The sequence below is a fragment of the Microbulbifer thermotolerans genome, assembly GCF_001617625.1.
GTDB classification, from domain to species: Bacteria; Pseudomonadota; Gammaproteobacteria; order Pseudomonadales; family Cellvibrionaceae; genus Microbulbifer; species Microbulbifer thermotolerans.
In genome coordinates, this window is record NZ_CP014864.1 from 3,523,730 (window position 1) to 3,546,093 (window position 22,364).

A 22,364-nucleotide genomic window follows, 5' to 3' on the forward strand; every position below is an offset into this window, starting at 1 on the left:
CATAAAACCCGGGGAGAAAGAAAATTGCACTATGACCGACTCCATCCGTATCAGTTTTGAGTTTTTCCCCCCAAAAACCCCCGATGGCCGGGAAAAACTCTACAAAACCCGCGCGGCTCTGCAGGCCTTCAACCCGGAATTCTTCTCCGTCACCTACGGTGCCGGCGGCACTACCCGGGAAACCACCGCAGACATCGTCACCAACCTGCGCCGCGACGGCATTTCCATTGCCCCCCACCTATCCTTTGGCGGCGATAACGAAGAGACTATTCTCGGCCTGCTGAACCAGTACAAAAATGCAGGCGTAAACCGCATCGTCGCCCTGCGCGGTGACATGCCTTCCGGCATGGGGGCAGTGGCGCAGCTGGTCTATGCCAACGAACTGGTCGCCTTTATCCGCCGCCACACCGGTGACCACTTCCATCTGGAAGTAGCGGCCTACCCGGAAATTCACCCGGAAGCCGAAAGCTACGACGCCGACATCGGCTACCTGAAAGGTAAGTTCGACGCCGGTGCCGACAGCGCCCTGACCCAATACTTCTACAACCCCGATGCCTACTTCTACTTTATCGACCAGTGCCAAAAAGCCGGCATCGACAAACCGATCTACCCCGGCATTATGCCCATCACCAACTACACCAACCTCGCTCGCTTCTCCCGTAACTGCGGCGCCGAAATCCCGCGCTGGCTGCGCCAGCGGATGGAGAGCTACCGCGACCCGGAAGATGTCAAAAAATTGGGGCTGGAAGTGGTGACAGATCTGTGCGAAACCCTATTGGAAGGTGGGGCACCGGGGTTGCATTTTTATACGATGAATCAGGTGGAGCCGAGCGCGGCGATTCTCACGTCTCTTGCGATTAGTCAACAACTCTAATAGAAAGAAGCCCGGCAATCACCGGGCTTCTTTTTTCACTTAGGAGGTATTACAAGGTGTAATTTATTCCTAAATAGAAATTACGTCCCAAAGTATTGTAGATGCCTGACCCACCACCGGTGCCGGAGAGTCCCACAGGGGGCTCGACATCTTCAATATTGTTGACACCTCCGTAGACCTCAAAATCCGCAAACTTATAGCGACCTTGCAAATCATGATACCGAATGCTCGGCGTTTTGTATGGATCCTGAAGATCTCTGCGTTGATCTGTTTCGATCAACAGCATGTCATCAATATAACGACTACGCCAATTGATCTGCAGATCGCCACGATAATAGGTGACATTCGTTGTATAGCTGCGGATCGGATCTCCCAACTCACCGCGAACCTCATCCGGGTCATCCGGATTGTCTTGGAATGGATAATCGTTACGTTCCAATAGCTCAGTACCAAGCAAGCTGAACTTGAGAGAGCCCCAGTCGGACTCTGAAGAAACAAGCTCAGACAGTTCGAATGAATAATCCACCTGATAATCGATACCACGAGCAGTTAGGCTAGCAATATTGAGCAAAGGTGATGTCAAAGAGATAACCTCACCAGTGGAAGGGTCACGCGGCACTAGCGGACAATAGATATTGTTGATACTAGCGCTATCGACGCAACGCTCCAAAATTTCCTGCGCGGGAATACCGTCAATCGCATCAGTGATTTCCATGTCCCAGTAATCCACGGTGATCACGAGCCCAGGTGCGAAACGCGGCGTAATGGCCAAGCCATAGGTAATTGTCTCTGCTGTTTCTTCTTTTAGCTCAGTATTACCGCCGCTTAAACCACTCAAGCTAGAAGCGTCCTTAACCGAGTTAAAATCCGCAGGAACTCCTAGCTCCGCACAACGGGCCGCACGCTGGGCAGGATCGGGCGCTTCGTCGATTTTGTCATAACTACATGGATCCTCCCAGCTAAAGTAGTTTTGTCCCAGCGGGGAGAAAAGCTCATCAATATTAGGAGCCCGTACCGCTTCAGAACTGGTAGCTCGGATGCGAACGTCCTCAGTAATCGCCCAGTCAATCGAGGTGCCCCAAGTAGTCGTTGCACCGATAGTGCTGTAATCTGAGAAACGCGCAGAGGCCCCAAGAGTCAGGCTATCCACTCCAGGCAGTCCCTCCACTAAAGGCGCCGAAACTTCGAAAAACACCTCGGATACGTCATACTCTCCCGAGGACGGTGCGAGAGCATTCATAAAAGTCTCGCCATCTTTGATAACCTGGTCGTAATCCACCTCAGAAGTTTCTTCCCGATATTCGACACCGACGGCCGTGGAGAGGGCTCCTGCAGGCAGCTCGAAGAGATCGCCCGTGACACTGGCTGAGAACACGGTCTGAGTCATGTTCTCCGTAGAACCAGTGTCCTGCAGCATAAAGTAATCGATGGCTTCCTGACTATTGAGGCCATAGCCGAATAGATTGATCGGCAGACAACCGTTGGCACGGGCCGTTTCGCTACGACAGACGATTTCACCTGTTCCAGGATCAACTACCGCGTCTACCGCCTCGAAAAAGCGAGCATTATGGCGGTTGTTTGTATAATCGACCTCTGCGTCGTACTGACCATATACCGCGTATGCTTCATAACTCCAGGAACCAATCAGATCACCCTCGATGCCCAATACATAGCGCTGTACTTCGCGTTTGGCGTCATCTCCACGCATTCCCAGGTCGGAGTGGAAACGGTGATACCAGAATTCTGTCATACCCGCATCATCCAATTCCTGCTTCAATTCTGCAGGTACAAAAGCGTTATCAGCGGAAATTACCAAGTCACCAAAGTAATCGAATGACGGCTGGCCATAACTTTCTGCGTTATTAACACTGTATTTGGCTTCAACAAAAAGACGAGTACTTTCGTTCAAGTCATAGTGGGCCTTGGCGAAATAGTTCTGAGAATCCAATTCCGGATATAACTGTGTAGAACTAATAAAATTAAGGCCATCGCCACCAACAGATGTAGTTTCTCCCGGAGGATGTTCGCCAGGATTAAAGGCCACTAGTTGACCATCATTGGTAAAAGTATATGGGCCAGAGGCTAAGCTGCCTAAAAGAGGAAAATAAGATGAAGGATAACCATAAATCGTGGTCAGGGGGTGTGTTCCCCAAATAACCCCATTTTCACTCAGTAGGTTGTTAGTAGTATTAAAGACCAATATCTCATCAGGAATTCCGTCATCACCTGTATCCGCAGGATTCACCTGATAACCAGGACTAGCAGCAATCCACGGTCTATCTTTCCCATATACTTCTGCAGTTTGAGAGTGCTGGAAACTTACCGCAACGTTACCGCGGCCCTCGGCAAAGTTACTACCCCATGTCACACTGAACTCAGTTGCCTCGCCACCGTTCAGTTCCGGTTGCATATGATGCAGATTAACCTTGAGCCCCTCAAAATCATCACGAGTGATAAAGTTGACCACACCAGTAACCGCATCAGCACCATAAATAGCAGATTGGCCACCAGTAACTGTATCCACGCGTAGCAAAAGATCTTCAGGAATCGTATTCACATCCACCGCTGAAGTACCGATAGATGAACCAATATGGCGCCGTCCATCTTGCAGCACGAGGGTGCGTTCATACCCCATGCCGCGCAAATCCAACAAATTCAGCCCCACGGTACCAATAAAACGACCTGAGTTGTTGTTTGAAAAAGTTGATCGTAGTGCGGGCAATTCATTTAGATAGTCACCTAAACTAATATTACCGCTTAACTCTATATCTTCTGCACTCACGGAAGTAATGGGGCTGGCTGTTTCCAGGTTGGCCCGCTTAATCCGTGAACCAGTGACGACTACTTCCTCTACGACCTGAGAATTTGTGTCTACAGAGTCGGTACTCTTCTCATCAACTTGCGCGTAAACAGTTGGCGCACTAGCTGTAGCAAACATAATTGCCAAGCTTAAAAAATTCCTTTTGAACTTAATCTCCATCTAACCCTCCAAAGATCGTAAGCATTAGCCATTTTTTTGATTTCTCCACTGGGACTGCCATTTTTTGCACTTTGACACACCCATGGGCTTCTCGATAATAGCGAGATTTAAACGACTACTCGAGCATAAAACAAAATCCACCAGAGAAAGATAAATATATCTTTCCTCGGTTGTTTCTCGCGCCAGATTGATTACAAATGTTACAAATCTATGAGAAATCCATCATAAATATTCTTCAAACATAACAAAAAAACTACATCTAATTCCAAATTTATAGATAACTGTTGTTTTTTATTTGCTCATATCGTTTGTTTTCCAACCTATTTTTTCAGGCAGTTTTCCAATCTGCCCAGGCAACATTCTGTGGCTAAGCAGCCTACCCAAGGGACAACAACCTCCCAAGCAAAAACCGTGCCTCAGCCTCCTGCCGCGCCAACTCCAGCGCTCTCCGGTACGAAACTCTGGCTTCCTCCACCTTTCCCAAGCGCCGGCACAGATCTGCCCTGGCCGCATGCGCCAAGTGGTAGTCGTCCAATTGGCCGCTTGCGAGTATTTGCTCTACCAATTGCAGGCCTGTTTCGGGGCCGTCGCGCATGGCGATGGCCACTGCGCGGTTGAGGGCCACTACCGGGCTCGGGGTCAGTTGGTAAAGTGCGTCGTAGAGGCCGACAATTTCTCGCCAATCGGTTTCGATAAAGCTTGTGGCTTCAGCGTGCACCGCGGCGATCGCTGCCTGCACTGTATAGGGGCCAAAGCGCCGTGAGTGGAGCGCGGTTTGCACTAAGGCTGTGCCTTCACTGATCAGTTTTTTGTCCCATAAGCTGCGGTCCTGATCTTCCAGCAAAACCAATTCTCCGCACGCATCCGTGCGCGCGCTGCGGCGGGATTCGTTGAGCAGCATCAGGGCCAGCAGGCCCTGCACTTCCGGTTCGGGCATCAGGCGATTGAGCAATCGGCCCAAGCGTATGGCTTCGCCACTCAAATCCGGTCGGGTGAGGGTGTCGCCAACTGTTGCGGAGTAGCCCTCGTTAAAAACCAGGTAGATCACCCGCAACACGCCTTCGAGGCGCTCGGGAAAGTCGCGCCGGCCGGGAATTCGGTAAGGAATTGCGGCGCTGCGAATTTTATTTTTGGCGCGCACAATGCGCTGCGCCAAAGTGGTGGGAGAGCACAAAAAGGCGCTGGCAATTTCCTCCGTGGTGAGGCCGCAAACCTCGCGCAGAGTGAGCGCCACTTGCGCATCCGCGGAAAGGGCCGGGTGACAGCAGGTGAATATCAGACGCAGGTGATCGTCTTCCACCCGGTCTTCGGCCCAGTCGACCGGATCGACATCTTCGACTGCCAACTGCGGTGTCACAGCTTCAGTGAGGGCGTGTTGGCGGGTCTGGCTGCGCAGCCGGTCTATCCCCTTAAAGCGGCCGGTGGACACCAACCAGGCCCGCGGGTTATCAGGTATCCCCTCTTGCGGCCACTGCTTCAGGGCCGCTGCAAAGGCTTCGTGCAAGGCCTCTTCCGCCAGGTCAAAATCGCCCAACAGGCGTATCAACGTAGCCAATACCCGGCGGGATTCCACGCGGTAAATTTCCTCCAACCGGATTTTTATTCTCTCCCGACACAACACAGCCATTCCCTTGCCTCAGTCAAAAAAGATGAGGCTATTCAAGCATTGAACGAGTGGGAATCACAATGTCTGTCGGGCATCTCTGATTCATTCGTCGCTGGCTCACAAAGCTATACGGAAGACACACCGAAGTGCGCTATAGCGCTCCAGTCCTTGAATCAGAGGTACCTTCATTCACAGACTCTACTCGTACTGGCAGGGAAATATGCTGGTGGTTGATAAGCCAGCGTCCTTCGCAATGTATAAAGCCAAATATTGCGCGCACGCGATCATCCAATTCCCGCCCACCCTTTAATATGCCCTTACTATGCAGCACACAATGGGCACAGGCCACTGTGTCGCCAGCGTGAATCTGCAGGTCTATAAACTCGAACAAGGGCGGTTCAATAAAAGGCGGCTGCCAGCTGTCCCAGTTATCCCGGTAGGACTGCACATCTGGATACTGAAAAGGTGGCAGAGCGTCAAAGATTCTCGCCGATGGGTGGTGGTTGCGCCAAATGGCTGCCGTTTCGTTATGCCGTACGGCCTCCGCCCATTGGTGCAATAGGCTTTCTATCCGCAAGTGCGCTTTGTGTCCCTCATTTGTAATCCGCATGCAAAAGCCCCAATCACAACTCCCGCACTGGCCGCACTTCTACACATCCCACGCGGGCCGCGGGAATACCGGCGGCGATGTCCAGCGCCTCGTCGAGGTTTTGCGCATCCAGCAGATAAAAGCCCGCCAGCTGTTCCTTGGTTTCAGCAAAGGGGCCATCGGTGATCATCACCTTGCCGGCGCGCATACGCACCGTGGTGGCACTGCTCACCGGCTCCAGAGCCTCCGCGGCAAGCATGCGCCCGCTTTCAGCCACCGACTCCGCATAGGCACGGCATTCGGCATCCTCAGGACTCTCCGGCAGTGAATACAGCTTTTCTTCATCGCTGTATACCAGACACAGATATTTCATTGCTCTCTCCTCATGACAATTGGTAAACCCGGCACCGGCCTGGGCCAGGCGCCATAAAACGGCGCTATCGCCCTCCCCCAACAGGCGGTCGAGCCGCTGTAGCGCCCGGTTGAGATCCCGCGCGCCGAACAGCAAGGGCACACCAGCGGCGGGCGGCAGGCCCGTGGCGGATACCCGTGGATAAACCGAGCACAGATATTTCACCGTAACCCCGGATTCAGAATTTAGACATTAGTCGAGCGGGGAGAGAAGAATTCGACAGGAAGGAAAATATTTTTACAAAATGTGCGAATAACGGCTCTTATCTACCGGCACACAGATAGAGCGGCTCCATGGAAGCTTATTCATTCACGTGCGGGCTGCCAGAAAGTGCATTAATCAAAACTGCCCCGTCTGCTTTCCCCATCCGGCAATGCGGTGGACTGGGTCGCAAAATTCAATAGGCGGACCACCAGGCGGCGATTCTTCGCCTGTCCCTCAGAGGTACTGTTATCGGCAATGGGGCGGCTGTCACCAAAGCCCTCGGCCTGTACCCGCTCCTCCGCGATACCGCGCTCCAGCAGGAAGTGCCGCACCCAGTCCGCGCGCCACTGGGACAGTTTCAGGTTTTTTTCCGGATCGCCCTCGCTGTCGGTATGCCCCTCAATAACGATGCGCAGCGCGGGAAAATCCCGCATGATCACCAACAGTGCCTCAATATCCCCGATACTATCCATGAGCGGCGCAAAGCCGCCGGGCGCATAGCGCACCTGCAAAATAAATTCATTGCCTTGCGCGCGCGGGGCACCTCGCAGATAACGCACCAACTGCTCCGCAAAAGGTGCGGCCACTTCACCCCCACTACCCCTCTCCTCAACCAAAGGGGTCAGGGCATACTTTTTGTGCGGGTCGTGGCAGGCGACCAGGGCCGATACCACTCCCATCGCCAATAACAACAACGCTCGGCGCAGCGGGCAGTGCGGAATCGCCATCACATCAACTCCCCAGTCGGGCTGGAAAAGCATATGGCGTCAAATTCATTGTAGTGCAGAGGATGGAAAAGTGGGGGCAGCGCCTGAGGCTCCCTAAAGGAAATCCAACACCGCCACCAGATCTCCCACCACTTTCGCTCCGGCCTGCGCCAATTGCGGCGCGCGCACCGGGTGGTTGTTATACCCAACAACCGGCATACCCGCAGCCACCGCCGCCCGCACGCCAGCGATGGAATCCTCCACCACCAGACAGCGCCGCGGTTCCACCCCCATCACCTCCGCCGCGTGCAGAAACAGGTCCGGCCAGGGCTTGCCGCGGGAAACATCGTCGGCGCTAAAAATACGCCCGTCGAAATAATCGTAGAGACCCGTTTTGTTCAGGGTCAGCTGCATCTTCTCGTGAGATCCGGAGGAAGCGACACAGCTCGGCAGATTGATTTGCAACAGGTGATCGAGTACGTCCTCGATACCACAGACTGGCTGCAGCTCGTTGTGAAAGGCCTCGCGGATACGGCGCTCGGTATTGTGGAAATAGTGTTCCGGCAGGGGGCCGCCGTAACGGGTTTCTATCTCTAGCAGACAATCCCGCGCCGGGCGGCCGCTGAACTGCTCATCCAGCTCCTCGGGCGTCGTTTTCAAGCCCAGCTTGTTCATCTCCTCGGCGAGCACGCGGCAGACAATGGTCTCGCTGTCCACCAGTACGCCGTCGCAATCGAAAATCACCAGTTCAGTGGCAGCCATAGGGACCTCTGATTCATTCACACAGGAGCTGTAGCGGGCTGCGGGGCACTCAGCTGGCGGAGATCAGCAGCAAGCCCAGCAACACACCGACCGCCGCCATGGCGCGCAAGAAATTTTCATTGCCGCCGGCGATGCGCAATGCCAGCGCCTTGCTGCGCTCGAAGCCGATGTGCAGCATATAGGCACCGGCCAGCACCATCAGCACTCCGAGCGCATTGAAAAGGATATTCCAGGCGCGGGTATCGGCGATCAGCAGCAGAATCAGGCCGATGATCACGCGCGCCCAGGCGGAGACCGCGTAGCCGGTTTCATTCAAGCGCTCACTGATACGGCGCGCCATCTGTGGCTGCAGGATGATGGTGACAGACAAGGCGATAATCGCCAGGCCGAGAAACCAGAGAATCAGTTTTACCATCGCTCTCTCCCTGTATGGATTGCTTTAAATTCCAAGAATAATACGGTTGCCTACAGGTCGCCCCACTGAAACTGCAACACTGACAGCGCCGCCACCGGGGCCGTTTCTGTGCGCAGCACCCGCGGTCCCAAACGCATGGGCATAAACCCCTGGGCAAGCGCCCCCTCAATCTCCACCTCCGACAGGCCGCCCTCGGGCCCCACCAACAGCAGCGCCGAATCCGGCGCTCCCCGCTGCTGCTCCAGCTGGCGCAGATCCAGCTCGGCGCGGTGATGCAGCACCAGTTTCAGATCGGCAGCCGCCCGCTGCAGATAAGATGTCAGTTTTTGCGGCTCGGCAATCAGCGGCAAGCGGTTGCGCTGGCACTGCTCGCAGGCGCTGGCGGCAATCTGGCGCCAGTGGCCCAGTTTTTTCTGCAGGCGCTCACCGGCAAGCTTCACCTCGCAGCGCTCGGTAAACAACGGCTGAATTTCCGCCACGCCCAACTCAGTGGCCTTCTGCACCACCCAGTCGAAGCGATCGCCGCGGGAAATACCAATGGCTAATGTCAGCGCCAAGGGCGATTGGCGATCCTCCGCGGAAAAGTCCCCCAGGCGCACTCTGGCCCGCTTGCCGGTTTCCAACAACTCCGCACTGTACTCGCCGCCGCTACCGTCAAACAAAACCAAAGGGCGGCCGGGCTGCAAGCGCAGCACTTTAACCAAGTGGCGGGATGCGGCTTCGTCCAGCACCACCTCAGTGCGGCCGGACAGGAGTTCGGGGGAATAAACACGCGGGATGCGCATGGGCGGGAAATCCTCTGGAACGATTGCCATTACAGCGGCGGCAGTTAACCGGCCGATAGTGTAGGCATTCTGACGTCGGTTGCGCAATGTCGCGGCCGGCCGGAACAATCCAAACGCCATGGAAGCAAGAAGGCACAGCAATAATGATCCGCTCAAAAGGAATCGATGACGTGACCATCAAAACGCAATTCTACGAGCGCCAATTCCTCGATCATGGACTAAAAGTGCACGGAGCAATTTAACTAAACTTTAGATGTAAATGGCTTCCACACCTTACCGTAGCGCCCTTCAGCGCCAATCGACCGAATTTTTGTTTCTCACCATCTAACCGCCCAACGGCAGTCTTCGGCAAATTAGGCTTGGCGGGAACTATGTATACCGCAAGCTTGCGCTTTCCTACGGCCTGCGCCACGTTGGCAAAATACGCTCCATGAGTTCTCGCCAACTGTATATCGCCGCTTACGACATCCGCAACCCGCGCAGACTGCGCAAAGCACTGCGACTACTCAAGGATTTCGCCTGTGGCGGGCAGAAGTCAGTTTTCGAGTGCTACCTGACCAACGGGGAGAAAGCCGAACTCTTTGAGCGTATAGCGCAGGTCATGGATACAGACGAAGACAGTTTTCTGGTTGCCCCAGTCCCCGAAGGGGCGGCACAAGTGCTGGGTATAGGCATACCGCCGGCAGATCCGCAGTTTTACTACGTGGGATAAGACAATGGAGAACCTTTACATCGACCGGAAGGGCACAGAACTGGATGTGGAGGGCCAGCATTTACTGATCCGCGTACCCGGAGAGCGGCCCCGGAGCCTGCCATTGGTACAACTGCGCTTTATTACGGTTTCCGCCAGTGTTCAGCTCTCCTCCAGACTGCTGCTGGCCCTGGATTCAGCGGGCGTCACTCTGGTTGTTATCAATCCCCGCAGCTCCGGCAATTGGCTGGTGTGTTCCGGCAATCGCCACGGCAACAGCGCCCGCCGGCTACGCCAGTATCAGTGGTGGAACAGGGAAAACAGCTGCCTGCAGGCCGCACGGCAACTGGTAGCTGCCAAGATCACCGGCCAGTACCGCAGCCTGTTGCAGCATCGCCGCCAGCGGCCGAACCTTCGCCGCCCCTTAAGCCGCGCACTGGAACAACTGCGTCAACGCCGGCAGGCTGTACTGCAGGCGCAAACTCTGGACGCACTGCGTGGCGTGGAAGGCGCAGCATCCGCCGCTTACTTCGGCGCCCTGACACAATTGGTGGCGCCGGTATGGAATTTCCGCAAGCGCCTGCGCCGCCCGCCGCCAGATCCGGTCAATGCCCTGCTCTCCCTCAGTTACACCCTCGCCCACGGGGAGGCGGTACAGGCGCTGGTGAGCTGCGGCCTGGACCCGGCGCTGGGGTTTCTGCACCAGTTCAGCTACAGCCGCGAATCCCTCGCCTGCGATTTGATGGAACTGCTGCGCGCAGATATCGATCGCTGGGTACTGGCACTGCTGCGGGACGGTGCCCTCACTCCCACCCAGTTTCACTTTCCCAGCGCTGATCAATGCTTACTGGGCAAAGAGGGGCGCGCGGTTTTCTATTCTGCCTACCGAAATGAGGTAATCAAATGGCGCAAGCGCTGCCGGAAGCTGGCCAGCCAGTGGGCCGCGAGGCTGGAGCAGGAAACAAGCTGTCCAGAAGAGCTGAAAGACGATGCGCAAACCACTGATCATTAATATGGACGAGGTCGAAGAACTACGGCGAGACGGCCCCGCCCTGCTGCTGCGCGCCCGCGGTCGCAGTCGCCAGTGGTTCCCCTTCCGCCGCCTGAGCCGTATCCTGATTACCGGAGTACCGGAAAATGCCTTACATACACTGCTGGCCTGCTGCAGTCAGGGCGTCCCCGTAACCATCCTCAACCGGCGCGGCCAAATTCTGGGGCAGATCATCCATCCCGGGCGCTTGCCGCACCCATTAGGGCACTGGATGGACGCACTTGAGGCCGAGCCGGAATTGGATGCTGTCTACAAGGACTGGCTGGAAAACCAGCTGCGTCGCGCTTATGGCCTGATCGGGTGTTTTGGCTGCAATAGTGCGCATAGCGCACAGAAGGCACAACAACAATTACAAAAACTGGCGAGCAAAAAACAACTGCACGACACGCTCCCGAATATCCGCACTTGGCTGGAAAGCCTGCTTGCGACACACATGCAGTGTCTCGCATCAAACTACGGACTCCCTGGCAACAGCCGCTATCTGCAAAAATTGAAGCAAGACCTGATGCCCCCGGCACTGGCCCTGGCAACCACAAGCCTGGTCCACAAACTTCCCGCCGGGAAAAACACTCACAGCACCGCTCAACTCGCCCGCTTTTACCAGGCCCACTGCGCACAACCGGTGGAGGACTGGCTGCAAAAAGCATTCACAGCACTCTGCTCCCTGCTGGAAGAGTGTGCCCTCGGACAACAAGCCATACCGCCAAAATCCCCATGCGGCGCCACCACTATCTGATTTGCTACGACATCGCCGACCGCAAACGCCTCGCCCGGGTATTCCGCGCCTGCCGCGCGGTAGGCACCGCCTATCAGTACTCCGTCTTTCACTTGCATCTAAGCGAGCAAGACCTCAACACCCTGTTAAGCAGGTTGGAGGAAATTATCGATCAAGGCGAGGACGATATTCGCGTATATAGGCTGCAATCTCCGCAACAGATAGAAACTTTGGGAAAAGGCCCACTACCGGAGGGTATATTCGGCGATTAAGGGCCTGTCAGTCTTCGGCCTGTAGTCTGATTTTTATCTCTATTTAATCAAACCAGGCTGCCTGCTTAGAAGAAGATTTTCATATTCCGTCTTAATCCCTTTCAAATCAGGGCATCTTTCAAACAAAGAGCGCCGTCGCAAAGTGACTTTAAAAGACGTCTTAATCCCTTTCAAATCAGGGCATCTTTCAAACCGGTACGGCGGGAAGATATTAATCTGGACATGGGTCTTAATCCCTTTCAAATCAGGGCATCTTTCAAACCAAATACACCCTTGAAGAAACCTTAGCATATTGGCTGTCTTAATCCCTTTCAAATCAGGGCATCTTTCAAACAATCCGAGTGGATGGACGCAATCAAAGCCGCTGCGGTCTTAATCCCTTTCAAATCAGGGCATCTTTCAAACAAACCACCAGCGGCGCGCTCGATAGGCTTACGGTCGGTCTTAATCCCTTTCAAATCAGGGCATCTTTCAAACTGACCCCCATCAATTTTCCCTTTATTTTCAATAAGTTACAAAGGGGGCTTGGCAAGACGGTCTCTCCCAGAAAAGTTGTATGAAATTTAAACAAATTTTCGCACTCTAGCCGCCCTCTCCACCTTAAACGGTGTCAACACCCAGCCACTGACACAGCCGGCTGCGGAAATCCCTGACGTTCCGCCCGTCTACCACTTGTATATCGAGTACCTCCGCGCGGCGGCGGTCCGCTTTGTTCAGCGGGTAATGGCTCACCAGCATGGCGCGGGCGCGGATGCCGCCCAGCTGGCGCACCAGGGTGGCGAGCTTGTAGAGGGCTTCGGCCGCGTCTTCCTCCTCCGCATTGTAGTGGCGGGTTTTGCACTCGATAATATGCAGGCGGTTGTCGTACAGCAGCGCCAGATCCAGTTCATTTTTCACGCCCTTCCCATGGGAGGCAAGGCTTCATCCCCGCCCGGATTCTGCAAGCATCGCAGTTTTTCCGCAGATCCTCCGCTTCTCACTGGCAGTGGTCCGGGTCTTTTGTTTCCTGTATCTTGCTTCGGGTGTCAGGTCCTACAATCTCTTCGGTACTGCTCAAGCTGCGCTTGCAGCTGGATAGGATATCGATCTTAGCCCGTTCACGTTACAGATGTTCCAGATCTCGCTTAAACGCTGTCTTCCGAGCCTTTACCTGCTCCAGTGTTTCATCGGACGAAGCGTTTTGTGCCACGTTTTTATGGTAGGCCCTTGCTCTTTTCTCAAATTCGTAAATCGCTCTCTCAAGAGGTGATGGTGCTTTGGGTGGAGAATCGGGAGCGGGAGGTTGTTGAAATCGCGCCATTGGAAAATTCCTTTCGACAATACAACTAACCTGCAAATTCAATTCCGCGCTTACCCTACAATAATACCTCCTTGAGCTAACCGACACTGTTCACGATTTTTATTTTTGGCCTGCCCTACGAGAGTAAGTCGCCTCGCCAGGGTATTCCGCGCCTGCCGCGCGGTAGGCACCGCCTATCAGTACTCCGTCTTTCACTTGCATCTAAGCGAGCAAGATCTCAACACCCTGTTAAGCAGGTTGGAGGAAATTATCGATCAAGGTGCGGACGATATTCGCGTATATAGGCTGCAATCTCCGCAACAGATAGAAACTTTGGGAAAATGCCCACTACCGGAGGGTATATTCGGCGATTAAGAGCCCCCTCAGCCTTCATCCTGTAGTTTGATTTTTATCTCTATTTAATCAAACCAGGCTGCCTGCTTAGAAGAAGATTTTCATATTCCGTCTTAATCCCTTTCAAATCAGGGCATCTTTCAAACAGATATTGCGCGCGCAATACTCCAGATCCAACCGGTCTTAATCCCTTTCAAATCAGGGCATCTTTCAAACCTGATCGAAAAGGCCTCTCTCGAATTGCTGCACATAGTCTTAATCCCTTTCAAATCAGGGCATCTTTCAAACGGCGCGGATTCGTGAACATATCCCACTGATTGAAGTCTTAATCCCTTTCAAATCAGGGCATCTTTCAAACGCCAGCGGGAAGTCACTGATGCCGACATTCAGGCCTTAATCCCTTTCAAATCAGGGCATCTTTTAAACCAGGAAACATGCGGTTCACCCTTGGCAGTTTCCTTGCTATGCCTCTGCAAGTTCGCCGGTTTCAATCAATGTCCAGGCCGGTGTTGCCATTACCCTCTGTTACTGGTCCCCATGCCTCCCAACTTGGGAGGCATGGAAACATATCAGTGGGCAGCAGGTGAGGTGGCTCCAAATATATTTGAGAGGTCGGGGTGGAAATAAATGCCGGTCAACCCTGCGTCTTCAACGGCCCGCTTAAAGGCATCTGTACAGAATACGCCATGGTAGAAGTCAGCTTTACACTTAAATACCATGGTGGATTCTGGGAGCTTGTCTTCCAAGATGCCCAGGTTCTGCAGCTCACCAAACTCGTCCGCAGTAGTCACACTTTGATCCAGTGCATCATGATCCTCCGCGATAGTTAGCGGGTTAAAGATATATCCAGTTCCCCCCTCGTAGACTACCGGAAGGAATTCCCCGTCTTGTTTCAAGTCCTCGTGAAGCTGGCTATAGGCTCGCTCACTCAGGAATAACCTCCCAATATTTACACAAAGATCTGGAATCTCCTCAAATTCGCACTTCTCTCCCTCCATTGCTGGCCCAAAATCTAAAAACAACGGTTCTTTCCAGCTTTCTGAATAGGCAATAGGAGCGCTGTTCATATGGAATGTGCAGTTCTCCCCCAACTTTTCCATGACTTCATCAATTGGTATTGCGTAGAAAAAATACCGATCATCATTATGTATTCTTTGAAGTGTCATATCGTCACCGCTTTGGAATGATGTGTTGAGGGAGTGTGCCAGTTTGAAGTTTGTGCCGAATCGATGCGAGAGTCCTTACTAGCTCTTCATCTGAGGATATTCTAGCGAGATTAATAAGCGGGGAGATCCATGCGTAATACGCCTTCCGATGAATTCGGCTATGTGGGACAGCACGTCTTAGGTGGTCGGGCATTTGCGATACGGCTTCTTTATTCCGCGGTAACCAGCACCCGTTAATTGGATCATCAATGCGGCGTTTAAACCAGGCAAGCACGGCTCGCATAGGTGCCGCTCGTCTATGCGCTCCAGAAACTATGGCATGAGCATCACACAGATTGTGGGGGCGGGGATCGCCGTTTAGCCCCATGTGTTTTCCAAGACGGGCAGAATTGTGGGCTTCCTGTACCAGTTCCTTTTGGGTCATCTCCTTCCCATCGGCTCTGTACCGGTCAAGCTCCTCCTCGACCTGTGAGATTGTACGTACTCGATTTAAGTCCGATACGGTAGGTTTTTCTAGGGAGGCAAATTCAGCAATAGCGCGGTCTACTCGGTCCATCTCGTGATACTTTTTTGACAGTGGAGCTCGTGTCATGGTGGGTTATTCCTTTGAAGAAGGTCTTCCTATGCGGTTTCCGATGATACCTGGAGGGGGATTCGGGAGACAACGGGCTACCATTGAGGTGGTGCGGTTTTGCAGGTTGTTTCACGAAAGGGCCGCGATCAAAGCCTTTTCTCATTAGCTACTTGACTGTTCTAGCAATGGCGTAATGACAAGGCGCTGCCCTTAGATGAAAGTCGGCAGATTGGAGTGGAAGCCGTATCCAATTTGGGGGCTTAATCCCTTTCAAATCAGGGCATCTTTCAAACGCGGAAAGGTTGTATCTGTGCCTGTCATAGCGTGTCTTAATCCCTTTCAAATCAGGGCATCTTTCAAACAACGTATCACAGGAGCAGTTTGTCTCATTTCTCGGTCTTAATCCCTTTCAAATCAGGGCATCTTTCAAACGATTGCGTATACGGCACACCGAACCACGATGATGTGTCTTAATCCCTTTCAAATTAGGGCATCTTTCAAACAAACAAAGGGGGACAGTAATGCTAAGTTTTTTCTGTCTTAATCCCTTTCAAATCAGGGCATCTTTCAAACAGATCAATTAAGCTCAGTAGGCTCCGAGCATCGTCTTAATCCCTTTCAAATCAGGGCATCTTTCAAACGTTGGTGATAAAGTGAAAGTTCCCCACGGCACTGGGTCTTAATCCCTTTCAAATCAGGGCATCTTTCAAACCGGGAGGAAAAACAATCCGTTCACGTTCAAGCCGTCTTAATCCCTTTCAAATCAGGGCATCTTTCAAACGCCATTAACCTTACGCACATCATGACGATGGCTTAGTCTTAATCCCTTTCAAATCAGGGCATCTTTCAAACTCAACTTCGTTGGTGGCGTTGACGTAGAAGGCAAGTCTTAATCCCTTTCAAATCAGGGCATCTTTCAAACTGACCCCCATCAATTTTCCCTTTATTTTCAATAAGTTACAAAGGGGGCTTGGCAAGACGGTCTCTCCCAGAAAAGTTGTATGAAATTTAAACAAATTTTCGCACTCTAGCCGCCCTCTCCACCTTAAACGGTGTCAACACCCAGCCACTGACACAGCCGGCTGCGGAAATCCCTGACGTTCCGCCCGTCTACCACTTGTATATCGAGTACCTCCGCGCGGCGGCGGTCCGCTTTGTTCAGCGGGTAATGGCTCACCAGCATGGCGCGGGCGCGGATGCCGCCCAGCTGGCGCACCAGGGTGGCGAGCTTGTAGAGGGCTTCGGCCGCGTCTTCCTCCTCCGCATTGTAGTGGCGGGTTTTGCACTCGATAATATGCAGGCGGTTGTCGTACAGCAGCGCCAGGTCCAGTTCGTTTTTCACGCCTTCCCGGCGGGACACAAGGGTTAGCCCCCGGCCCAGGTCCTGCAGGCGCGGCAGTTTTTTGCGCACTTCCTTCGCCTCCAGCAGGCAGTGGTCCTCCAGCCAGAGTCCGTTGCACAGAGCGCGGGCCTCCTCGCTGCTGAAGCGCACCCGGCTGCGCTCCGGCAGCAGCAGGCCCTCCTGTCCCAGTTTGTCGAACATGGCTTGCAGCTTCTGGTCGTTTTGCTGCGCCGGGTTCAGCTCCGCGATCAGCTCCGGGTGCTGCGCCGCCCGGTGTGCCAGCCAGTTGAGGGTGCGGATAGACTCGGCATAGCTGCCTTTACCAATCCACTCCAGAAACAGTTCCCGGTGCCCGGGCTTGACCTGTGGGGATTTTGCCTCTGTCAGGTCATAGCCGTGGGCGAGGAAGAACTGTTTCAGCTTCAGCCGGTCTTCGATATCAAAGAGCTTCTCATCGCGGCCGCCCTGCTCCAGCCAGTGGACGCGGTCGTTGTGCACATAGAAAACCGGCACCTCCTGCTGATAGCCGGCCATATAGGCGGCGATGGACATTGGCTTGGTGCCGCCGGTGGCGTTGACCAGGACTTTTTCTCCCTTTTCTCTGCGCTGCGCGATTTCGCTGTCCAGCTTCTCCTGTATCCCCGCGTAGTCGAAGGCGTCTTCAATGGCCAGTTCGCTCACGGCAATACCCGTCGGCTGAAGAATATCTTTCAGCCAGCTGATCCGGTGGCGCTGCTGGGGACTGACGACAAATACCACCTCATCGGGCTTCAGGCGGCTGTCCAGCAGCGGGCAGATATTGGGGCTGGGCTGTTCCGAGAGCAGACAAAAATGCACTTCGCGGGCCATGGGGGTTTCCTCCTTTTTGTGTTATGCGGTTGCCGACAGCCGATAGTGGCCGAGTCCGAAGGTGGCATTTTTTCCCAGGTGCAGCCACTGGCCCAGTGCCAGCAGCTGTGAAAAGGGCGCCAGGTTGCCGCTCAGGCGGATGCGCCCCACCAGGCCGCCGAGGGCCATTTCCCGCTGCTGGCGGTTGGAGTAGCGCTTCCAGTCATACCAGCGCAGCTGGCTGTGCATATCAATGGTTTCCGCCGCGCGGGCGAGTGCGGGAAAATCCATTTTTGGCGGCTGGCGAAGATTACTGTCGCACAGCAGCTGGTGGCGACGGGCCAGGGCCATCAACAGCGTCCTCGGTGTGAGTTCACGCTCACTCAACGGACGGCCATTGTTCTGCAATCGCAGGGGCGTAAGAAATTCCAGTTCCGCAGCGTAACCTGCCGCCGCACGCGGCTGTGCCGGCGTGTGCCGACGCAGGCTTTCCTCCCCGGGCCGGTATAGGGGTTCGGTTTCCCCCTCCGGATAGACGGCGAGCAGGCGGCAGGGTTTGCGCGCCACTCCCAATCCCCGCGCCAGGGCACGCTCCCAGGCCAGCAGCACCAGGGGCAGCTGATCCAGGGCGCGGCCGATCAGTACCAGGTGAAAGTCAAAATCCTGCCCCGCTTCCAGAATGCGTTTGCCCCGCGGCGGTTCGATCACATAGGGGTTGGGCATGCGGCTGAATTTCTGCAGGCTGTGGCCGGAAATGGGCGGCGCCTCGAACAGCTGCGCATAGGGGCAGGTACCCTGCAGCGGGCAGCCGTTGCAGTCGCGCCTTTTGGTCATGCAGGCGAGGCGGCGCAGGGCGTGGCCGAAGGCGCCGCGCAGCATGGAGCCGGCATAGGGCGGCAGCTGCAGGGCGTCTTCCGCCCGCACCTGCAAACGGTAGCGGCACACGGGCAGGCCGATTTCCGCGCTCATTGGCCGTCCCCCAGTTTTTTCCACAGGTCTCTGCCGGCGCCCTTTTTCTTGCGGTTCACTTTCAGGTACTCGAAGGCTTTGTCCACCAGCTCGCGCAGTTCTTCCCTGAGTTCCCCGTCCCAGCTCTGCGCCCGGTTCACCAGCTGCGCCAGGGCCTGCCCCACCGGGCTGCCGAGGCCGGTCTGGCGCGGCTGCGGGAAGCGCTGTTTTTCCTGTTCCAGCATATCGCGGTATTCCTGCATGGCGCGGCGCTCGGGGGGCAGGGCGGCCAGGCGCGCCTCCCGCTCGCGCGCTTCCCGCTCCTGGCGCTCTCTTTCGCGGCGCGCCTCTTCCTCTTTGCGCTGCCGCTCGCGCAATTCTTCCTCCGCCGCTGCGCGCTTTCGTTCTATGTCCGCGCGCCGCTCCGCTTCCCGGCGGCACAGATCGCGGTTGTAGTCGCGCAGCTTTTCCGCCAGCGCGCGGCTGCGGAGATCCTCCGGCTCCGGGTCGATTTCCGCAACCAGCCAGCCGAAAGGTATCAGGCTCTCGCGGGCGTCTTCCCGCTCGCCGGCCAGCCAGAGGGTGGTGGCTTCTGACTCGTAACGCGACCCCTCAATTTTCTTGCCCATAATTCTGATACTGCGGACGCCCTCTATGGTGACGCACTCGGCGCCGGAGTGACGGCCCACCCGCAGCAAGAGTGCGCGCCCCTCATCCAGCAGTTCGCCCAGCTCGCCGCGGAACAGTTCTTCCACAAGCCGCTGCCAGCGGGGATCGAGACAGCCCAGCTTAAGCAGTATGTCCATTTCCCGCTCCCACTGTTCGCGGTAAAAGCGGTTGCAGTGGCGCACTATATCGGCGAGGGCCAGCGTATTTTTCGGCTGCCCGTCGCCCAGTTCCGGCGCGGCCCGCAGCAGAGACAGTGGGGCGCGGAACAAGCGGCTGGCCATGGCCGGCAGCACTTCGCGCATCACCCGAAGATTGGATTTTCCCTCGGCTCTGGTTTTCTTGTCCGCCTTGTGAGGCTTTTTGTACAGGTTGTGGTCATAAATAATCCGCGGGCCGGGGTTGTCGCTGCTTTTCTGCCACTGGCCGTCGCCGATTTTGACCATGCGCATGGGGTCAGATTGAAAACCGCCGCCGAGCAGCTCCCTCTCTAAGCGGGAACTTTCTCTCTTTAATATTTTTCTGCGCTGTCCCCCGTTGAAGCCGTTAAGCACCGCCGTGCGGATAGCGCCTTTGACACTGGAGCCGGGCAGCAACGGTTCCTGGCTGTGGGGGTTAAAACTGGTGCGCTGCAAATGAAATTGGTTCAGCACATTTTTGTCGGGTTCCACCTGAGCCACCTTGCCGATACCGTTGTGGTATTTTTTCGCCACCTGAGAGGCCACTGACACCATATGGCTGGCACGAGCCAATAGCCGCTCGCGCAAGCCGTAAATAAACGCCTGCAATTGCAACTGGGGATCGCGCCAGCTGGCGATGTTGCTAAGGCGGCTGCGTTCGCTGTCGGTCAGCACCGCACCCAGATCTTCAATATCGAATCCGAACAGGGTCTCCCCATCCATCACATAGTTGGTGGGTTCGTAGTCGGCGCCGCAGCCGATATGCAGCGGGCCCAGTGTGCTGAAGACCAGCTGGTGGCCGGCGAGAAATTCCGCGTTCCGTTTCTCCACGTTTTGCGTCATAGCCCTAATTCCTCTCAATGCGCGCCCGCACCCGCCGCAGGTTGAGCCCCACCGCCGGCGCATAGCCCTGGTGCACCGAATCCGCAACGGCAACGGAAAGGCGCCCGTCGCCGCCCAATCCCTGTCCCAGGACCTGGACCGGCCCCGGCGCAAATAGGCTGCCGGTATCGGCAAGCAGTACCGGGTTTTTGAAGGGTCTGCCGCTCACTGCGGCCAGGGCGCCGTGGCGCCCGTAGCGGGTGAAGGGCTTCCAGTAGCTCGCCGCCGGGTTGTAGCCCAGTCCCTGGGGCGCGCAGGGTGCCAGCGCCATCCAGGTGTCGCTGTCCCCCTGTTCGGGCAACTGGTACAGCTCTGACAGTTCCAGGTGAAAGCGCCCGCGGCCGATGCCGGCATCTTTGCCATAGCCGCTGTCCCCAATATTTCGCAGCAGCTGCTCCAGCATTTCACCGCTGAAGCGGCTTTCGTCCACCAGGGCGTAGATATCCAGTTGCGCGCCGGGGTTGTACCACTGCTCCTCGACTGTGTAGGGAGCAAATGCTCCTTCGCCGGTGGTGCCGGTGCGGCGGTTGATGGTGTTGTGCACGCGGGCCCGGGCTTTCTGCCAGGCGGCGCGGCCGGCGATATCGGAGGCGCTGACACAGTGGTGCAGCCACTCTTCCACCGGCTGCTGGAATTTTTCCAGGGGCAGCCACAGGCGGTTTTTGTACTGTTTGCGTTTTTCCGGCGCTGTGTCTTCAGTGTCCGCGCTCAGGGCGAAGAGGGGCAGCTGCGGGCGCGGCAGATAGCCGGCCGGAAAGGCGTCGGAGAGCACGCAAAAAGGTGCGCCCTGGGTATAACCCTCAAGCTGTCGTACCAGCGCCTCTTCCCCGTTCGCCAGGCGCAGCGCCCAGCAGAGCTGACCGAAGAGGGTGTCGCCGCGCAGCGGGGTGGCGAAGGCGGACAGCGGGCGGATGCGGAATCGCCAGCTTTGCATAACCGGTCTCCTGTTCAAGCGGTTTCACCGAAGGGGTCCAGGACTTCAAGTTGTTGCTGCAGCTGCCCCTTGAGAACAAATCGCACTCTCCCATAGCCCCGCGAACCGGAACCGCCAAGGGCATCCAGTTCCAGCAGGCGCAGGCCGGTGAGCAGCAGATTGGTGAGCCGCGCTTCGTCGTCTCCTTCCAGCAGGCGCAGACTGAGGCTGAAGTCGAATTCGGCGCCGGCGGGCACCCGCTCGAAGTTGCGCGGATTTTCGGCGGTGCCGCTGATGCGGTTGATGCAGTTTTCGTATTTGGTTTCAGTGAGGGGCAGGTTTCTGTTCTCGACAGCGGCCAGCCACTCGGCGCAGGGCTCGCAGTCGCGAAACGCCAGGCGGGTGAAGCCCAGGCCGTATTGTTCGGCTTCTTCTTCGGTGAGCTTGTCGCCACCGGAGACGCCGAACAGTTGCAGCAGTGCCAGCGCCGGTTCGCGCTTGGGGGCTCTTTCCAGGTGGCTCAGCCCGAAGGGTTTGCCGCCGCTGATGCCCACCAGTCCCAGGCGCCACTCCAGCAGGCTGCGCAGCTTGCCTTTGAGGCTGCTGCCGGGAATATAGGGCCTGTTGGTATGCGGGTTTTTGATTACCGGGTTGTCGGTGCCGCCGATATGCATTTCTTCATCGCCGCCGCCGATATGCAGACCGGAGAGCAATTGGATTTTGCCTTTGACGTCGATAATTTTTTCCAGTTTCACGATGCCTCTCCTCCCTATTGCGGCCGGTACATTCTGTAAAAGCCCATAAAGGCTTCCATAAAGTGTTTGAAATTGTCGAAGGTCTGCCAGTTTTCTACTTGGCGAAGACAGGTCTGCATTAATTGATAAAATTGGTCGCCCACCAATTTACGGCTTTTGGCGTAGGCAACCCTGGACAGGATCATGTGCACAAACGGCAGTCTGCGCTCGAAGTCCCGCTCGCCCTTGTCGTGCAGCCGGCAGATTTCGTCGTAGAAACGCCGCAGCTGGGTAGATTTGTTCCTACCGTTCTGGTCTTCGGCTTCCTTAGCAATAATCTGCGCCCACCGGTCGGCGGTGGTGCTGAGCAGTTCCGCTGTGAGTGCCTGCAGTTGTACTTCAGGTTCCGCGCTGTTTTCCTTGATCATACCTCCCC

Annotated in this window: 23 protein-coding genes and 3 CRISPR repeat arrays; of the genes, 6 read left to right on the plus strand and 17 right to left on the minus strand. The window is 55.6% G+C overall.

Translation table 11 applies throughout. The features are described from left to right. Window positions 1-31 precede the first annotated feature (31 nt). Window positions 32-874: a methylenetetrahydrofolate reductase [NAD(P)H] gene (gene metF / locus A3224_RS14530; protein ID WP_067156219.1), complete on the plus strand. Its 843-nt coding sequence runs from the start codon at window positions 32-34 to the stop codon at window positions 872-874. A 49-nt stretch (window positions 875-923) separates the two neighbouring features. Here the strand turns inward: metF and A3224_RS14535 are convergent, their stop codons facing one another. The 8 genes from A3224_RS14535 to A3224_RS14570 all read right to left on the minus strand — a co-directional run bounded on the left by A3224_RS14535 (window position 924) and on the right by A3224_RS14570 (window position 9,334). Then, complete coding sequence (locus tag A3224_RS14535; RefSeq protein WP_082817554.1) at window positions 924-3,854, minus strand: TonB-dependent receptor plug domain-containing protein; 2,931 nt, start codon at window positions 3,852-3,854, stop codon at window positions 924-926. A 376-nt stretch (window positions 3,855-4,230) separates the two neighbouring features. Next, complete coding sequence (locus A3224_RS14540) at window positions 4,231-5,481, minus strand: RNA polymerase sigma factor (protein ID WP_067156227.1); 1,251 nt, start codon at window positions 5,479-5,481, stop codon at window positions 4,231-4,233. 130 nt (window positions 5,482-5,611) lie between these two features. Further along, complete coding sequence (locus tag A3224_RS14545) at window positions 5,612-6,070, minus strand: YybH family protein (protein WP_067156230.1); 459 nt, start codon at window positions 6,068-6,070, stop codon at window positions 5,612-5,614. A 13-nt stretch (window positions 6,071-6,083) separates the two neighbouring features. Then, window positions 6,084-6,626 (minus strand): YciI family protein, encoded by a 543-nt coding sequence (locus A3224_RS17370; protein ID WP_231902405.1) that lies wholly within the window; start codon window positions 6,624-6,626, stop codon window positions 6,084-6,086. A gap of 170 nt (window positions 6,627-6,796) precedes the next feature. Further along, a complete protein-coding gene (locus A3224_RS14555) occupies window positions 6,797-7,393 on the minus strand; it encodes an OmpA family protein (protein WP_067158094.1) in 597 nt (198 codons plus the stop codon). Between the two features lie 93 nt (window positions 7,394-7,486). After that, window positions 7,487-8,134 carry an HAD family hydrolase gene (locus A3224_RS14560; RefSeq protein WP_067156233.1) on the minus strand — a complete coding sequence of 216 codons (648 nt, stop codon included), beginning with the start codon at window positions 8,132-8,134 and terminating at the stop codon, window positions 7,487-7,489. 49 nt (window positions 8,135-8,183) lie between these two features. Next, the gene (locus A3224_RS14565) at window positions 8,184-8,549 is read right to left on the minus strand and encodes a hypothetical protein (protein WP_067156236.1); all 366 of its coding nucleotides are present in this window, start codon (window positions 8,547-8,549) and stop codon (window positions 8,184-8,186) included. A gap of 50 nt (window positions 8,550-8,599) precedes the next feature. Then, a complete protein-coding gene (locus A3224_RS14570; protein WP_067156239.1) occupies window positions 8,600-9,334 on the minus strand; it encodes a 16S rRNA (uracil(1498)-N(3))-methyltransferase in 735 nt (244 codons plus the stop codon). Window positions 9,335-9,764: 430 nt separating this feature from the next. On the opposite strand from A3224_RS14570, the gene cas2 (A3224_RS14575) reads away from it, so the two are divergent. Genes cas2 (A3224_RS14575) through cas2 (A3224_RS14590) form a run of 4 tightly spaced genes read left to right on the plus strand, consistent with a single transcriptional unit; the run spans window position 9,765 to window position 12,063 of the window. Then, window positions 9,765-10,046 (plus strand): CRISPR-associated endonuclease Cas2, encoded by a 282-nt coding sequence (gene cas2 / locus A3224_RS14575; RefSeq protein WP_067156242.1) that lies wholly within the window; start codon window positions 9,765-9,767, stop codon window positions 10,044-10,046. 4 nt (window positions 10,047-10,050) lie between these two features. Then, complete coding sequence (gene cas1 / locus A3224_RS14580) at window positions 10,051-11,037, plus strand: CRISPR-associated endonuclease Cas1 (RefSeq protein ID WP_067156245.1); 987 nt, start codon at window positions 10,051-10,053, stop codon at window positions 11,035-11,037. Beyond that, window positions 11,015-11,812, plus strand: a complete 798-nt coding sequence (locus A3224_RS14585; protein WP_156481506.1) for a CRISPR-associated endonuclease Cas1 — start codon at window positions 11,015-11,017, stop codon at window positions 11,810-11,812. Before cas1 ends, A3224_RS14585 begins: the two co-directional genes overlap by 23 nt. Then, window positions 11,791-12,063: a CRISPR-associated endonuclease Cas2 gene (gene cas2, locus A3224_RS14590; protein ID WP_067156250.1), complete on the plus strand. Its 273-nt coding sequence runs from the start codon at window positions 11,791-11,793 to the stop codon at window positions 12,061-12,063. The genes A3224_RS14585 and cas2 (A3224_RS14590) overlap by 22 nt, the downstream gene beginning before the upstream one ends. Window positions 12,064-12,151: 88 nt before the next feature. Further along, window positions 12,152-12,541: direct repeats of the CRISPR family, unit length 36 nt; unit sequence GTCTTAATCCCTTTCAAATCAGGGCATCTTTCAAAC. 122 nt (window positions 12,542-12,663) lie between these two features. On the opposite strand, the gene A3224_RS14595 is transcribed toward cas2 (A3224_RS14590), so the two are convergent. Then, on the minus strand, window positions 12,664-12,960 hold the full coding sequence (locus A3224_RS14595; protein ID WP_067156253.1) for a Card1-like endonuclease domain-containing protein: 297 nt from the start codon (window positions 12,958-12,960) through the stop codon (window positions 12,664-12,666). A gap of 508 nt (window positions 12,961-13,468) precedes the next feature. On the opposite strand from A3224_RS14595, the gene cas2 (A3224_RS17695) reads away from it, so the two are divergent. Then, a complete protein-coding gene (cas2, locus tag A3224_RS17695) occupies window positions 13,469-13,717 on the plus strand; it encodes a CRISPR-associated endonuclease Cas2 (RefSeq protein WP_082817555.1) in 249 nt (82 codons plus the stop codon). Between the two features lie 89 nt (window positions 13,718-13,806). Further along, window positions 13,807-14,122: a CRISPR direct-repeat array (repeat unit 36 nt; unit sequence GTCTTAATCCCTTTCAAATCAGGGCATCTTTCAAAC). Window positions 14,123-14,265: 143 nt separating this feature from the next. On the opposite strand, the gene A3224_RS14600 is transcribed toward cas2 (A3224_RS17695), so the two are convergent. The 8 genes from A3224_RS14600 to csm2 all read right to left on the minus strand — a co-directional run bounded on the left by A3224_RS14600 (window position 14,266) and on the right by csm2 (window position 22,356). Continuing rightward, window positions 14,266-14,862, minus strand: coding sequence for a hypothetical protein (locus tag A3224_RS14600; protein ID WP_067156256.1), 597 nt, complete (start codon window positions 14,860-14,862; stop codon window positions 14,266-14,268). A 4-nt stretch (window positions 14,863-14,866) separates the two neighbouring features. Next, on the minus strand, window positions 14,867-15,454 hold the full coding sequence (locus A3224_RS17700) for an AHH domain-containing protein (RefSeq protein WP_082817556.1): 588 nt from the start codon (window positions 15,452-15,454) through the stop codon (window positions 14,867-14,869). Window positions 15,455-15,693: 239 nt separating this feature from the next. Then, window positions 15,694-16,358: direct repeats of the CRISPR family, unit length 36 nt; unit sequence GTCTTAATCCCTTTCAAATCAGGGCATCTTTCAAAC. A 123-nt stretch (window positions 16,359-16,481) separates the two neighbouring features. Further along, complete coding sequence (locus tag A3224_RS14605) at window positions 16,482-17,627, minus strand: Card1-like endonuclease domain-containing protein (protein WP_067156259.1); 1,146 nt, start codon at window positions 17,625-17,627, stop codon at window positions 16,482-16,484. Window positions 17,628-17,648: 21 nt separating this feature from the next. Then, window positions 17,649-18,575 (minus strand): CRISPR system precrRNA processing endoribonuclease RAMP protein Cas6, encoded by a 927-nt coding sequence (gene cas6 / locus A3224_RS14610; RefSeq protein WP_067156262.1) that lies wholly within the window; start codon window positions 18,573-18,575, stop codon window positions 17,649-17,651. Next, the gene (locus A3224_RS14615; RefSeq protein WP_067156266.1) at window positions 18,572-20,242 is read right to left on the minus strand and encodes an RAMP superfamily CRISPR-associated protein; all 1,671 of its coding nucleotides are present in this window, start codon (window positions 20,240-20,242) and stop codon (window positions 18,572-18,574) included. Before A3224_RS14615 ends, cas6 begins: the two co-directional genes overlap by 4 nt. 4 nt (window positions 20,243-20,246) lie before the next feature. Continuing rightward, entirely contained in the window at window positions 20,247-21,215 is a 969-nt protein-coding gene (gene csm4 / locus A3224_RS14620) for a type III-A CRISPR-associated RAMP protein Csm4 (protein ID WP_067156269.1), read from the minus strand. A gap of 14 nt (window positions 21,216-21,229) precedes the next feature. Further along, complete coding sequence (gene csm3 / locus A3224_RS14625) at window positions 21,230-21,949, minus strand: type III-A CRISPR-associated RAMP protein Csm3 (protein WP_067156272.1); 720 nt, start codon at window positions 21,947-21,949, stop codon at window positions 21,230-21,232. Between the two features lie 14 nt (window positions 21,950-21,963). Continuing rightward, window positions 21,964-22,356: a type III-A CRISPR-associated protein Csm2 gene (gene csm2, locus A3224_RS14630; RefSeq protein WP_067156276.1), complete on the minus strand. Its 393-nt coding sequence runs from the start codon at window positions 22,354-22,356 to the stop codon at window positions 21,964-21,966. Between the last annotated feature and the right edge of the window lie 8 nt (window positions 22,357-22,364).